Here is a 14,183-nt window from a genome sequence, read left to right as displayed (position 1 = left end):
TTACAATAATTAAAAGGGATTCATATGGGAGAAAATATCCAATCTGTTAAAGACATAAATTTTGATATCCAAAATGATGTTTTTCCTTCTCCTTCCGACTGGAGAGATGTGTTTATTTATTTTTTACTTGTGGACAGGTTTGACAATAATGAAGAGGCTATAGAGCTTTGCAACCACTTATCTGAGTCAGGAGAACCTGATATTTCAGAAGGTAAAAAGTTCCAGGGCGGTAACATTAAAGGTATAACCAGAAGACTTGATTATATCAGAGTTCTTGGTGCAAATGCAGTCTGGCTCAGTCCTGTATTCAGAAACCGCCAGGAAATGGATGAAAGCTACCATGGATATGGAATACAGGATTTCCTGAAAGTGGACGAAAGATTCGGAACTCTTGAAGACTTTCAGGAACTCGTAAAAGAAGCCCATAGTCGGGGCATGTATGTAATTCAGGACATTATAATCAATCATACGGGAGACAACTGGGAATATCCCGGAGATAATCCTTATTATTACTGGAAAGATGCCCCAGGTCCTTTTGATTTTGGAAAATGGCGTGCTTTTTCTAAAGAATCAGGTTCAAAAGATAGTATCGGTGAGAATGATGCTGTCTGGCCGCTGGAATTTCAGAATTCTGAATACTATAAGAGAAGAGGCCAGATTACTGACTGGAACGACAACGAACAGGCAGTTAATGGAGATTTCTTCACGTTGAAGGAACTGGATGTGCGCAGGTCGGATGTCCTTGATACTCTAATTAAGGTCTACAAGTACTGGATAAAAGAAACCGACATAGATGGTTTCAGAATGGATACGGTGAAACACCTGGAATCCAGTTCCACAGCCATCTTCTGTAATGCAATAAAGGAATATGCCAAGTCTATCGGCAAGCATAATTTCTTCATTTTCGGGGAAATAGTAGGCGATGACGCAACAATACAGAAATATATAGGCCGCAACAGTCGTATTCCGGGAACCAACGAGCGTTTCCCGTCTCTGGATGCAGCTCTTGACTTTCCCCTTTATTTTGTGCTTGAGGAAGTTATTAAGGGCTTCAGTAATCCTGAAGTGCTCAGGAGCAGGTATGAAGCTTTCAGGAACAATTATACAGACCACGGTGAAGCAGGTCGTTATTTTGTGACATTTGTTGATAATCATGATCAGATGATAAGACCATACAGGCGTTTCATGCATGGAAACAGCATTCATCAGCAAGTTGTTCTTGCAATATCTTACCTACTGACAAGTCAGGGCATTCCATGCATATATTATGGGACAGAACAGGGATTCAATGGTGGTGGGGATGATGATGCATATATCCGTGAGTGTATGTTCGGTGGTAGTTGGGGAGCATTTGGAACACAAGGATATCATTTCTTTAATCCTGAAAATCCGATCTATTGCGCGATATCAGAAGTTGCAGGGATAAGAATGTCAGAACCTGCACTCAGATATGGTAGGCAGTATTTCAGACAAGTTTCAGAAAACGGCACAGATTTTTATTATCCATCCTCAGGAAAAAGCATACTGGCTTATTCACGGATACTTGATACAATTGAGATTCTCACTGTCATGAACCTTGATTCAGAATCAGGGGAAAATTGCATAATCATAGATAGCAATCTTCACAGAAAAGGCCAGAAAATGACTAATTTGCTTTGTCCCGGACAGCAATTCATAATTGAACAGTCAGGTGAAACAATGTTTGTAAAAGTAGAGCTTGATGCTTATTCCATGCTTGTTCTAAAATAAGGCAGAAATCGTAGGACAAATACAGTTTAAATTATAAATCAGCAAGCTTTACCAGTTTTATTTATGAAAACATACAAGTAGTTTCAATCAGCTTTTAGTAAGCGGGGAATATATTGGGTCAATATAAATCTGGGAGTTTAACGCTGACAGGCGCAGTTTCACTTGGAACAGGCGTTATGATAGGCGCAGGTATATTTGCACTTCTGGGACAGGTTGCTGAACTTGCAGGGCAATGTTTTCCCGCAGCATTTGTAATTGGCGCGGTTGTTGCAGCATTTAGCTCGTATGCTTACATTAAAACATCAAATGCCTATCCTTCTGCCGGAGGGATTGCAATGTATTTGAAAAAAGCCTATGGTAAAACCGTGATTACAGGCTTTAGTGCGCTACTCATGGCATTTTCCATGGTTATCAACGAAAGTCTTGTTGCACGTACTTTTGGTACATATACGTTACAGTTGTTTGATATTCAGCAAGGAAGTTTTTTAATTCCTGTTTTAGGTGTCATTCTATTGGTTTTTGCATTTATTGTTAACATTTCAGGCAATGATGTCATTGAAAAAATATCATTTAGCATGGCTTTAATCAAAATAGGGGGAATTGCTGTTTTTGGAATAGTCGGTCTGTGGATTGCAGATTTTTCCTTTTCACAAACGTCAGCAGATGTGTCGGCCTTTTCTCCAATGGGATTTCTGGCAGCAATTGCACTTTCCGTTCTTGCTTATAAAGGGTTTACGACCATTACCAACAGTGGTTCTGAAGTAGAGGAACCGCATAAAAATGTGGGAAGGGCAATAATTATATCTCTTTTAATATGCACAATACTTTATCTTTTAGTTTCACTTGCGGTTTCAGGAAGCCTTAGTATTGCTGAAATATCACAGGCAAGAGATTTTGCACTTGCAGAAGCAGCAAGACCTGTCTTTGGCAGCTTTGGCCTGTGGTTTACCGTGTTATTAGCCATAATTGCTACTGTTTCCGGTATTATTGCCAGTGTTTTTGCAGTCTCAAGGATGCTTGCAATGCTAACAGAAATGGAACTTGTTCCACACAGTCATTTTGGTATGCCGGGGACCGTCCAGCAACATACTCTGGTCTATACAATAGTGATTGCTATTATTCTGACAATATTCCTTGATCTTAGTCGTATAGCCTCTCTGGGAGCTATTTTCTATCTTGTAATGGACATAATTCTGCAATGGGGTATTTTGCGTAATTTGCGTAAGGATGTTAAAGCAAATTCCCTGATAATAAGTATAGCAATATTCCTTGATTCCATTGTACTATGTTCACTGGTTCTGTTCAAGGCATCATCTGATAGTATGCTAATTGCACTCGCATTCACAATAATGATTTTTCTGTATATAGCTGAAAAATGGTTCCTTAAGTCAAATGGTACATCTGAATCAAATTAGGACGAGTTTTGTGATAAAAAAGAAGTATAAGAACAAGCTGACTTTCAAAAAGTCACATTTACATTTTTCCCATCATCCACCTCTTAAGCGTGGGAATTAATCTCATATTCATTTCTTTTGCATCTTTTTCAGACATCTTTTCCATTTCAGTCATCATGTGTGTGCATTTGTTGATCATGTCATCCATGCACATATCAGGCTCAGTGAAATCTCCTTTCTGATAACAATGGGTACAATAGGTATTATTCATAGAACCATCTTCATTGGTTCCAAAGTCCATATGTTCTTTCATTGGCATTCCGCAGCTCTGGCACAAATTCATGTTTTCCATGTCCATCATATCCATATTTTCCATATCTTCCATGTCCATGGATTTCATATCCATTGAGTTCATTTTTGTTGAATTCATATCCACAATTACTCCTCACACTGGTTTATTTAACTCTTCTTTATTTGTATTTTTATCTGGTAAATATGTAATGGTGTTTATATGCAAATATGTAAATATTGCACAAAAAAGAAATAGTCTTGAAAAAATGATTGAAAAGTATCAGGAATAAAAAAAGATGATTGAATTTGTACTTTAATTTTTATACAATTTCATAAAGCTGCATTTTTGTGATTTTGTATCAAATATATTGATTTTAGTTTTCAAAATCATTCGGTAATTAAAGAAAGCAATGTTCCCTCATGTTTCAGACACCAGTTGAATTTCCATCATTTGGAACATATACAATGGTACCATCCGGCAACCTGTAAGCAGAACCAAGGTATTCTCCGGTTCCAGTTCCTTTGTTCTCGCTCATATCAAGCACCTGGACTGGTTCACCTGCTTCTTTAATTATCATTTCCATGTTCTTTTCCCCTGGATTTTTAACAATGGTTATGTTTTCTGTAGGACTCAAAAGTTCCGGAAGCTGATAGGACATCACAAGCGCCACCAGAAGTGCAACAGAAAATACCATTGCAATGTCAAAAAGATTTGCAACACCTGTGAGAGGATTTTGTTCCTCATCCTCATAGATCTGCTTTCTGCGATCATTTCTGCTGCGTCTCACTCTTTAGCCTCCAGGGTGTCAAGAATGTAATCAATATCTGCCATATCCTGCCAATACCATCTTTTCCTGATCTGTGTGAGCACATATCCGATACTGCCTGCAAAAAGTCCGATAACAGTTGTTGCGAATGCTATCATCAGGTTGTTGGCCAGTTCCTCGATGTTTCCCTGTGAAAGGCCTATAAGTGCCGGTCCAAGCGGAATCAGGGTTCCCATGAGTCCTACCATTGGTGATATCGTTGCAACAATTCTGGTCTGTTCCAGTCTTTTTGCCATCTTTATTTCGTATTCCTGGACTATCCACTCAAGTGACAGGAGATTTCCTTTTTCTATATGATAAGCAGCACTTAATGCAAAGCTTTTCACAAGGAAATTTTGTTTGATGAGTCTGAGAGAACTTGCAGCTTTTTCGTAATCTTTACTAAGCATATGTTTACGAGTACTGCTGCAGCAGAGTTCAAGTTTTTCTGTATCGCGTTTTCGTTTCAGCAATTCTGAAACAAACTCTCCAATGAGTATCAGTGAATAAACAGCAAGCAGTATCAGTGTTATTATCACCGGGTACAAAAGTGTTGAAGAGAATATGTAGAGTATATCGAAGATGTAGGAAGTGATGTCCATTTTGATGCCTTCTTTAAATCCTGTTTTAGAGCCTAGCGTTATCAGACTATATAAATACCCAATTACTTAAGTTTCTCTGTCTGTATAAAAAATGATTAATATTTACTAAAAAGGGTATGCAATTTGATTATACAGTTTTCGAATAACAGGATCCTTAAAAAATATGAAATCCAGTGAGTAAAAATTATAAAAATATAAAAAAGGGAGTACCTGCAAAAAGCAGGTACAAATTTAACCTGACTTCAAGTTTAAGTTCTTTGCTTATTTGTTTTCTTTCCTGCGTATTAGCATTGCAACAGCAATGAATGCCATTACAGATACAAGAATCCCAGGTCCTGGAATGGAACTCTTTTCAACATCAAAACTTGCTGTAGAACTGCCAACCTGAACTTCATAGGTTCCAGCTTCCTCTTCAGAGACTGTAAATGTCAAAGAAGTTGATTCTCCTGCATCAAGTGAGACACTCTGTGAATCTACAGTTGTTCCATTGATCATAAGCTCAACATTCTTGTCACCTGTTGCTGTTCCTGTGTTTGTTACATCCACAGTTACAGTGACATCTTCACCTGTCTTCACAAGTATCGGGCTTACCTGAAGATTTGAGTATGTGAACTTTGCTTCCAGGGCAAGAACCTCAAGATTCAGTTCTGCATCAAGATAACTGGAGGCTGAAGTTTCAAGTTTGTGCATTCCTGCCTCCTTCACTGTGTAGCTAAGAGTACCGTCTGCACCAGTGCTTCCAATGAGATTGTTATCATAGTAGACCTGTACATCCTCAATGGCGTCACCGCCAATTGCAGTCATAACTGTTATTGTGATGCTGTCTTCTTCTACGACACTCTCAGGTGAAACCTCAATAATTAGCTTCCTTGTAGCATCATCCGAAGAGATTACCTCAACCTTTTCACTGGCGGAAACATATCCGTCCTTTTCAGCAGTAACTGTAAAGGTACCTGCAGTTCCAGGAGTGTAAGAAATTGTTCCGTCAGTTCCTGTAGTTCCAGCTTCATCGTCACCAAACATTACGGTAGCACCACTTACTGCAGCACCTCTGGATGTAACTTCTATCTCTATTTCTTCATCTTCTTCCATCACAGATTCGATTTCAATGGAAAGAGATTCTGTTGGTTCTGTGGAAACTTCCACGAAAGGATAGTAGCGTACATCACCTGAATCTGCTACGTTGAATGCGATATCTCCCATGATATCGATGATGTTTCCTCTTGAGAGTGTAATCGAATCTTCGTTCTTCAGGACAATCTCATCTGATGAGAAACTTGTAACTTCCATCTCACCGAATTTCTCGTTATCTTCTACTTCTACAAGGTCTTCTGATATCTGGAAGATACCTTCAATAAATACCGCATTTGTTTCGGTACCCTGGAATATCTCATCAAAGTGAATAACAATGATTGGTACATCATCTACAGAACCAATGTCTTTCTCATAGACGTAATCATCATCAGAAGATACAATTCCGGTGTCAACTTCATCTCCGTCCTGCAGGAGATTTATCATTACACTATCACCATTGGTATCAACTTCCACAACAGCAAGCTCATATCCTTCTTCCAGTATCAATGAAGAGCCGGAATAAAGTGAGGTCTGACTGTCATCGTCAATGAGTACTTTTGAGAGCTTACCATCGGAAAGCAGGCTTACATCATCGGTAAACTCATTGTCAGGATATCCGGCAAAATATTTCTCTGCCATGAAACCGACGACCTGGAAGTCTCCCCAGTCATCATGCTCAAAACTTACGTCAAGTGGTACACTCCTGTAAACAAGGTCACCATCATCTATTGTCCTTCCACCAAGGTCTTTGATCTCAAGGGATTCGGTTCCAACGCCTTCATCAATGTTGTAGTAGAAACCTTCAAAGTTCAGTGGAGTCCATGTAAGTTCTTCATCCTCTGCCACTGTACCCCTGAGTTCATAGGTTCCCGGGTCGGACATATCAAGTACAGGTCCAAATCTCAGGGTATTGTCGTCTGCAACAATGAATTTCAGTTTACCCATTATGGTGACTGTGTCCCCTCTTCCTAGTGAAATACCATCAGAGTTCTCCATCGTTATCTCGTCAGAACTTAAGGTCTGGACTTCCATCTTTCCAAAAGAATCTCCTGATTCGATTTCCACATAGTCTTCAGATATCTGGAAAACTCCCTCAACAAACACTGCGTTTGTTTCGGTACCCTGGAAAATGTTGTTAAAGTGTACTGCAATTATTGGAACTTCATCATCAGTGCCAATTTCCTTCTCATATACATAATCGTCATCTGCAGATACAATACTTGTATCAATTTCGTCTCCGTCCTGTGAGAGTGTTACCATGACACTGTCACCATTAAGATCGACTTCAACAACTTCAAGCTCATATCCTTCTTCAAGTATGAGTGAGGATCCTGAATAAAGTGAAACTTCATCATCATCGTCAAGCAGTACCTTTGCTAGAATTCCGTCTGATATAAGGCTGACACTGTCATCTGCAAATTCAGTGTCATCGGTGTAGCCTGCAAAGTATCTCTCTGCCATAAATCCGATAACCTGGTATGAACCCCAGTCATCCTGTTCAAATTCAGTGTCAATAGGGGTTGTTGCATATTCAAGGTCACCATCTCCAATGCTTCTGTCACTATCGCTGTCAAGTGTGATGGTGAGTGTTTCTGACCCGACACCTGAGTCAAGGTCATAGTAGAATCCTGAATAAGTTAGTGCTGTCCATGTATATTCAAGGGAGAGATTTTCATCTGCATCCCATATTCTGTTTCCTGTGCTGTTATTTGCTGCCACTGCAGTGCTTGTTAATAAAACCACTGCAACCAGCAATAACATAGGCTTAAAAGCTAAGCTCTTTACTGATTTATTTTCCATTTTCATCATATAATTCCCCCTAATTCTGTTTTTTAATAAGGTATATAATTTATTGAGTTTTACCTATATCAAATTACTCCGTAACATTTATCAATTTATTACTGCGGCATTAAATACAAAAATATATATAAATATATGGGACTATGTAATATGTCTACGAAAAAAGATAGCCTGAGGATTCCTGTACCTCAGGTGATAAAAGAGTCTGTTTATTGAGACTATTTTAATTTTAAAGACCATGAATTTCCATTCTTGGCCATGCAAATCTTGTCTTCTCTTGAAAGCCAGCCAATAGCCATAAATGTCATTTGCTGGTCATATCCATTTTCCTTGAGGTGGCTTTTCAGGTTTGCCATATTGGATTCTCCGTTCTCCAGCAGCTTGTAAACACAACCTGCTGCCTCACCTATACTTAAACACATTTCGTCCATGATATCACTTCATTATATTTTGCTATAAACGTCAACCGTGTTTCTTGCAATAGTATCCCAGCTGAATTTAGTTTTCACAAGTTTCTTTCCGTTTGAACCCATGCTGGGTGTTCGTGAATCCAGGCCATCAAGGGCGTAATTAATTCCCCATGCAATTGAGTCGGGGTTCCTGTAACTCAGGACTCCATTCTGGAAATTATCAACTATTTTTACTGCATCGGTTGCAACAACTGCTTTTGTTGCATCCCAGGATTCAAGGACCACAATTCCGAAGGGTTCGTTTCTGCTTGGGACACATGTCATGTCACATGCATTAGTCCAGTCTTTGAGAACATCATCCGGTGAATAGCCCAGGAAATGGCATGAATTACCTATGTTCAGATCGTTTGCAAGATCCTGGCAATATGGTCTCATTTCCCCTTCTCCAATGAATACGAAGTGAGCTCCCCAGTTGTTTCCGTCAAGCACTTTTGGAATGGCTCTGACCAGCATATCCGGTCCTTTCTGGTAGTGCATCCTGCCGGTGAAAAGTATCACAGGTGCGTAAGGATGTATGCCATAATCCTTTTTTACAGAGCCGGCATCAACCTCTTTTTCCATTTTCCCGGGGGAAATGCCATTTGGAATAATTGAAATCTTGTAGTCAGGTATGCTATAAAGATCCTGAACTTCCCTTTTGAAATTATCAGAAGTAATGATTACCTGTGAGCTATCAAACCCCCCCTGCCATTCCCTGTGGGAAACATCATTGGCTGTCGGAGAGTTTACATGGGAATTTCCATTTCTTCCCCATTCAGTGCTATGATATGTCATTACATACGGTTTTCCAAGCTCATACTTAATGCGGTTTAACACATTTACAGGATGCCAGTCATGGCCGTGGATTACATCAAAATCTCCGAACTCCTTTGAAACCCGGACAAAACGCTCAAACATGGCATCACACATATTGTTCATCTGAGTCAGTATATCTCCTGATTCGTCAAAACGGCATCTCTGGTAATGAACACCATTTATTTCATCGTAGTCCCGGTACCAGGCACTGCGTGTAAAGATGTGCACTTCATGTCCTAATTTAGCAAGCTGCTCTGATAACTCTGTCACATGGGGTGCCAGGCCTCCGACTTTTGCCGAATGGAGACTCTCCCATGAGAACATAGCAATTCTCATTGTTTCCATAATTCCCACACACTTTTTGTAATAAAACCCAAAATTACGTATTAAAATGAATTTAAACTCTCTTAAACATTGCGTATGGAAGTCAATACACAATATATTTAGTTCTATATAGACTCGACATAACAACGTATGATTTCAGCCACACTCCAGGCCTGTGAAACACATCCATTGGGTTTATGAGGCCAGTTACCATCAAACACCTCAGATATTCCACCAATACAGGCCTCATCCTGGTGTTCCTCAATATCTCTGAGCAAATCCCGAAGTTTATCCTTAGTCTCAGTCCTGTCTTTGTAGACTCTTGCATATGCTGTAATATAAGGTCCAAGTAACCACGGCCAGACAGTTCCATTATGGTAAGCTGCATCCCTCTCTTCAGTAGTTCCCCGGTAAAAACCAGTATACCTGCTGTCAGCAGGTGACAGTGTCCTCAGTCCAAAAGGAGTAAGCAGTTCTTCAGTAACTATATCCACAATTCCTTTTTCAAGTTCATACGGAAGCATTGTATGTGTAAGGGAAACAGCAAAAACCTGATTTGGTCTTATGGAAGCATCTTTCCAGTTCTCACCATGACCTGAAATGCAGTCGTAAAGACAGTTCTTTTCAATATAATGGAATTTCTCCCTGAAACTTTCAGCCGTGATTCCAGCAGTTGTTCTAAGACCTGATACATCCCTGCCAAGTTTCTCTCCCATTTCTGCAGCATAGACAAGTGCGTTATACCAGAGTGCATTAATCTCGCAGGCCTTCCCTTTTCTTGGAGTAACTTCCCAGTTGCCGATTTTTGCATCCATCCATGTGAGCTGGCCTGAATGTTCTATCAGTCCGTCATCATCCATCCTGATTTCATAGTCTGTACCGTTGCGGTAATTATCAATAATCTCCATTATAGTCGGCCAGATTTTCCCGATAAATTCAAGATCCCCGGTATAATCCAGATATTTTCCAGCAGCATGAACAAACCACAAAGAAGCATCTACGGTGTTGTAAACAGGTGAATCGGCAGGATTTTCAGGGAAAAGATTAGGTATAAGCCCGCGTCTGCAATTGGACGAAAAAGTAGAGAGTATAGACTTTGCATCATCAAAGCGTCCGGTCACAAGTGTCAGGCCGGGCAATGATATCATGGTATCTCTTCCCCAGTCGCCGAACCAGTGATAACCTGCAATAATGGATCTTGCACCTGTGCTTTTCCTGTTAACAATAAAAGAGTCGCCTGCAATCAGCAGTTTTTGCAAAAAGCTGTCGTTCTCACCTTTATTTGCAATGTCCCGAATCCTTTTTTCTTCCTTGCTTATCAATTCCTCAATTGTCTGCAGGTCTGTTTTTTTCAGGCTTTCTGCGGATTCTGTACTTGCAATCACAAAACATGAGCAATGTTTCTCATTAATTTCGAGTTCAAAATAACCGGGATTAAAATTATCTTCGTGGTAAGGATATCCCCTTGAAATCTCAACTCCATATTCAAAATCATAATACCAGTGTTCATCTGCCAGGTATTGCAAATCTGATACAAGGCCAAATTGCAGATTCGAAGTCTTAATTAATGTATTGTTTTTTTCAGATTCCTGAGTAAAGAAGATATCAGAAGCCTTGGTGAGGTGATGGATTGACCTGCTGTTAACCAGAGGAAGTATTTTAAAAAAAGCCTGCTTTTTTTCAGGATTTTCAATCTCATATTTCACAATTGTAGTATTCTCACCATTTAGCATCAGAATACGTTTTCTGATTGTCAGTCCGCCGGCATTGTAAAGAAAATCCGGCATAGTTTTCACACTAAAGCTTTTCAGGTACTCATTCCCATTCGGATAAATCGTGCCAGGATACCTGTGAACAGCTAGTTTGTGAACACCATCTTCAGTATATAATTCTTCATCAAGGGATGATAGCAGAACAACTCTCTCTACCGGTGGATTCATGGAAGCGACCAGTAGTCCGTGGTACTTTCGTGTATTTGTCCCTATCACAGTGGAAGATGCATATCCACCAAGGCCGTTGGTAATTAGCCATTCCTTTGCTGTTCCTTCATGATAATCTGAAAACATCATGTGTAAGTCCGGTATTATCTATCTCTTTAGAGCTATTGAGTTTCTTTTCTATCTTATCAAGCAGGAGAATATTATCAAGCATAAGTGCGCAGCTCCAGCAAAGTGGGATTGCCCACGCCGGACGACCAGAGTACTTGTTGACCTGTTCCGGCAGCATTCCGGCACTTGTTGTTCCTTTAAGGGACCATTGGATATACTTGAGCGCACCATGAGTGTATTTCCGGTGTTCTTTGTTCTCGACTTCTCCTGAGTCGGGATCAATAATATATGCCATTTCAAGCATTGCTTTTGAAAGCCAGAGAGTTGTAACTATCCAGGGATTTCCTTCAATGTAATTGTCATTAACATATCTCTTGATGCCAAAATGATCGCTAACGGGAACTCGGAGGTACTTCTCTATGTTCTCCATGATGGATTCTATCATTTTCTTCTCCTGCCGAATTTCAGGTGAGAGCATTCCGAAAGGAACAAAAGTACCTATTATACTTGCATCGATTGCAGTGTCAAGCTGTCCGTTGGTAATTCCTCTGGCAAAGTAGCCTTCATCAAGCCAGAATCTTTCAATTGTAGTTTTCTTGATGAATTCAGCTCTTTCTGTCCACCTTTCCGCAAGACCGTTTTCATTATAATCCATTGCCATGTTGGCAGCGCTAAGAAGTCCTGCATAAATTGCAGCATTAGTATAGGTAAAAATACCTGAATGTGATTCCCAGAGGCAAATGCATGGGTCATGAACTCCGTCAGCAGTTCTTCTCATAAGGTATTCAGCAGCATTTAACACGGTAGCCCATACACTGTCCAGAAACTCTTCTTTTATGGGATGATGGAGTGTGCGGTAGTATCTGTCCATTGCAAATATGGTGCTGCCTGTCTCGTCTATTTGAGTTGAAAAACTGAAATTTCCCCACGAAGGTGCTTTATTCCCGTCCAGCCAGTAACGCTGGAACCATGAACCATCATGCATCTGTGTTGCTTTGCACCACTTAAAAAAGAGGGAACAGTATTCAGGATATCCTGATTCCAGCAGGGAAGTGACAATCTCCGCACTGTCCCTGTTCCAGCAGTAACCATAACCCCCGCTCATTTCAAATTCATGATCAAATTCAGGGGATGCTACAAAAGAACCTCTTGCGGGATCATTGAGAATGCTTAATGTGAGTAGTGAACGGTTAAATGCCATTTGAAGTTCGAGTTTGAATTTTTCAAAACCAAGATAGTCAGGAAGTTCAGGGATTACTTTTTTTGAAAGCCATTTAATCCACTTCTCCTGGGTTTCGTTATAGATGTCTGCAAAATTCTCTTTTTGTACCTCTCTCATCTTCCTGTATAAAGTTGGTCTTCTTGAGGCTCCGCCAATGAAAACTGTAAACTCAGCAGTTCTTCCTGGTTCAATATTCAGATCCCATCCCACAGCACAATTAAGGTTGCCTATGTCTTCGTTGTTCCTCTGGAGTTCTCCATCTTCCATGTCATACTTTGCATTTGTCCACCATATTGTGTCCATGGCTTTTCCAATCTGCCATTCCTTAAACAAAGGTTCTGAACTAATTCCAACATAATGACTTTTCCAGTATTGGGCCAGAATTCCGGAATCATAATCACAGAATGCAGAGTTCTTCTTTTTCATTTCCCCTACCTGGAGATTAGAATAGTAGAAGAATTTCCCATGTAAGCCTCTCTGGGAAGTAATTTTATATTTCCTGACAAGAACCGATAACCGGGGATGTACAAAATCAGTAATATCCATTTGCAGCCCGTTTGAATTTTTCATTTCAGTGGTCACAATATTGGTGTTCTCTATGTATTTCTGCTCAGAGACCCATTCCCGGGAATTGGACCATATTAATTGATTTCCATCATGTATACACGCCTGGGACTCTTCCACATGCTGGGCAAAATCTTTTCCCGGATAATAAAAACCAAATATCTCTCCTTTTTTACCTACGGTGACCAGCAGTTTTTCATTTCCGAGGATTGCGTTAGGTTGCCGGATCAATGTGACTCTCCCCTGAGTACGTGCTCTATTTTAACCCCCGCCGGAGCAGGAGATATTACATGCTCGCAGATTTCATCACCCATGCTTTTACATCTGGATTCTCTTACCTGTACTGTTTTTTTCAGGCATTCTGATATGTATCCTGCAAGGAATGCACTGATGTATATGCATGAAGGGACATCACTGTCCCCAAATTCATCTGCAAGGAAAGAATCTGTCATCCTCACAGTTCCGGTAAGTTCGGAAATATTGATTTCATGGTCAATTTTTCCCCAGCCTGCAGCCATGAATAATTCTCCCAGAAGATCAAGGAAGTTGTCATCATTCATCTCTGTCATCTCCTGCATGTATCTGGCAGCTCCGGAACCGTTTCGAATTCCTATCATGGTAAGCAGTCCCTCAGATTGGGGTACCTGTTCATTCATGATGTTGATAATGTCAACAAAAGTCTTTGCCCTGATAATGACTGCTCTTTTACTCAGCAATTGCAGGGGAAAATCCACTGACTGGATGGCTCTATTTTTTGAATAGCCCCATTTGACCGAGAGCACTACATCCATATTTTCAAGTTCTTGTGCAATACTGTCTATATCTCTTCCTTTTTCAGCTTCAGTGAACATAACATACTTGCCCTTTGTCGGATCTTCCGAACTATCAAGGTAGGCAAATCTAATATCAAGTTCTTTCTCAGCAAAAAAAGAAGTTATATCCGCTTCAGAATGCAATGTGTTCTCATAGGCAATTTTGAACCAGACTACGTCCGCTTTCTCATTCACTCTCGAGAACATGTAAAGATCTCTTACCATACATAAA

The 14,183-nt window shown here is 40.2% G+C and carries 11 protein-coding genes; 2 read left to right on the top strand and 9 right to left on the bottom strand.

Translation table 11 applies throughout. The features are described 5' to 3' along the window. Nucleotides 1-24: 24 nt before the first annotated feature. Both V7O61_RS09810 and V7O61_RS09805 read left to right on the top strand, forming a co-directional pair. Nucleotides 25-1,749 (top strand): alpha-amylase family glycosyl hydrolase, encoded by a 1,725-nt coding sequence (locus V7O61_RS09810; RefSeq protein ID WP_407281943.1) that lies wholly within the window; start codon nt 25-27, stop codon nt 1,747-1,749. A 110-nt stretch (nt 1,750-1,859) separates the two neighbouring features. Then, a complete protein-coding gene (locus V7O61_RS09805; RefSeq protein WP_407283407.1) occupies nt 1,860-3,164 on the top strand; it encodes an APC family permease in 1,305 nt (434 codons plus the stop codon). Nucleotides 3,165-3,222: 58 nt separating this feature from the next. Here V7O61_RS09805 and V7O61_RS09800 read toward each other — a convergent pair whose 3' ends face one another. The 9 genes from V7O61_RS09800 to V7O61_RS09760 all read right to left on the bottom strand — a co-directional run bounded on the left by V7O61_RS09800 (nt 3,223) and on the right by V7O61_RS09760 (nt 14,176). After that, nucleotides 3,223-3,573 carry a zinc ribbon domain-containing protein gene (locus tag V7O61_RS09800; RefSeq protein ID WP_023846183.1) on the bottom strand — a complete coding sequence of 117 codons (351 nt, stop codon included), beginning with the start codon at nt 3,571-3,573 and terminating at the stop codon, nt 3,223-3,225. A gap of 286 nt (nt 3,574-3,859) precedes the next feature. After that, nucleotides 3,860-4,222 carry a DUF2149 domain-containing protein gene (locus V7O61_RS09795; protein ID WP_023846184.1) on the bottom strand — a complete coding sequence of 121 codons (363 nt, stop codon included), beginning with the start codon at nt 4,220-4,222 and terminating at the stop codon, nt 3,860-3,862. Beyond that, the gene (locus V7O61_RS09790; RefSeq protein WP_023846185.1) at nt 4,219-4,842 is read right to left on the bottom strand and encodes a MotA/TolQ/ExbB proton channel family protein; all 624 of its coding nucleotides are present in this window, start codon (nt 4,840-4,842) and stop codon (nt 4,219-4,221) included. The genes V7O61_RS09795 and V7O61_RS09790 overlap by 4 nt, the downstream gene beginning before the upstream one ends. Nucleotides 4,843-5,103: 261 nt before the next feature. Continuing rightward, a complete protein-coding gene (locus tag V7O61_RS09785; RefSeq protein WP_407283408.1) occupies nt 5,104-7,722 on the bottom strand; it encodes an S-layer protein domain-containing protein in 2,619 nt (872 codons plus the stop codon). A gap of 212 nt (nt 7,723-7,934) precedes the next feature. Then, nucleotides 7,935-8,147, bottom strand: coding sequence for a winged helix-turn-helix domain-containing protein (locus tag V7O61_RS09780; protein WP_023846187.1), 213 nt, complete (start codon nt 8,145-8,147; stop codon nt 7,935-7,937). Between the two features lie 12 nt (nt 8,148-8,159). Next, complete coding sequence (locus tag V7O61_RS09775) at nt 8,160-9,326, bottom strand: glycosyltransferase family 4 protein (protein ID WP_407281944.1); 1,167 nt, start codon at nt 9,324-9,326, stop codon at nt 8,160-8,162. A 104-nt stretch (nt 9,327-9,430) separates the two neighbouring features. Further along, on the bottom strand, nt 9,431-11,374 hold the full coding sequence (locus tag V7O61_RS09770) for an amylo-alpha-1,6-glucosidase (protein ID WP_407281945.1): 1,944 nt from the start codon (nt 11,372-11,374) through the stop codon (nt 9,431-9,433). Next, nucleotides 11,352-13,370 carry a glycoside hydrolase family 15 protein gene (locus V7O61_RS09765; RefSeq protein WP_407281946.1) on the bottom strand — a complete coding sequence of 673 codons (2,019 nt, stop codon included), beginning with the start codon at nt 13,368-13,370 and terminating at the stop codon, nt 11,352-11,354. Before V7O61_RS09765 ends, V7O61_RS09770 begins: the two co-directional genes overlap by 23 nt. After that, complete coding sequence (locus tag V7O61_RS09760; RefSeq protein WP_407281947.1) at nt 13,367-14,176, bottom strand: V4R domain-containing protein; 810 nt, start codon at nt 14,174-14,176, stop codon at nt 13,367-13,369. The genes V7O61_RS09765 and V7O61_RS09760 overlap by 4 nt, the downstream gene beginning before the upstream one ends. Nucleotides 14,177-14,183 lie beyond the last annotated feature (7 nt).

The sequence above is a fragment of the Methanolobus sp. WCC1 genome (assembly GCF_045690315.1).
GTDB classification, from domain to species: Archaea; Halobacteriota; Methanosarcinia; order Methanosarcinales; family Methanosarcinaceae; genus Methanolobus; species Methanolobus tindarius.
Note: the sequence above shows the minus strand (reverse complement) of the source record. Positions and strands in the feature narration are given on the sequence as shown.

Coding starts and splice junctions, on each gene's coding strand:
- V7O61_RS09810 (WP_407281943.1), top strand. CDS start 25: ATGGGAGAAAATATCCAATCTGTTAAAGACATAAATTTTGATATCCAA.
- V7O61_RS09800 (WP_023846183.1), bottom strand. CDS start 3,573: ATGAATTCAACAAAAATGAACTCAATGGATATGAAATCCATGGACATG.
- V7O61_RS09790 (WP_023846185.1), bottom strand. CDS start 4,842: ATGGACATCACTTCCTACATCTTCGATATACTCTACATATTCTCTTCA.
- V7O61_RS09785 (WP_407283408.1), bottom strand. CDS start 7,722: ATGAAAATGGAAAATAAATCAGTAAAGAGCTTAGCTTTTAAGCCTATG.
- V7O61_RS09780 (WP_023846187.1), bottom strand. CDS start 8,147: ATGGACGAAATGTGTTTAAGTATAGGTGAGGCAGCAGGTTGTGTTTAC.
- V7O61_RS09775 (WP_407281944.1), bottom strand. CDS start 9,326: ATGGAAACAATGAGAATTGCTATGTTCTCATGGGAGAGTCTCCATTCG.
- V7O61_RS09770 (WP_407281945.1), bottom strand. CDS start 11,374: ATGATGTTTTCAGATTATCATGAAGGAACAGCAAAGGAATGGCTAATT.
- V7O61_RS09760 (WP_407281947.1), bottom strand. CDS start 14,176: ATGGTAAGAGATCTTTACATGTTCTCGAGAGTGAATGAGAAAGCGGAC.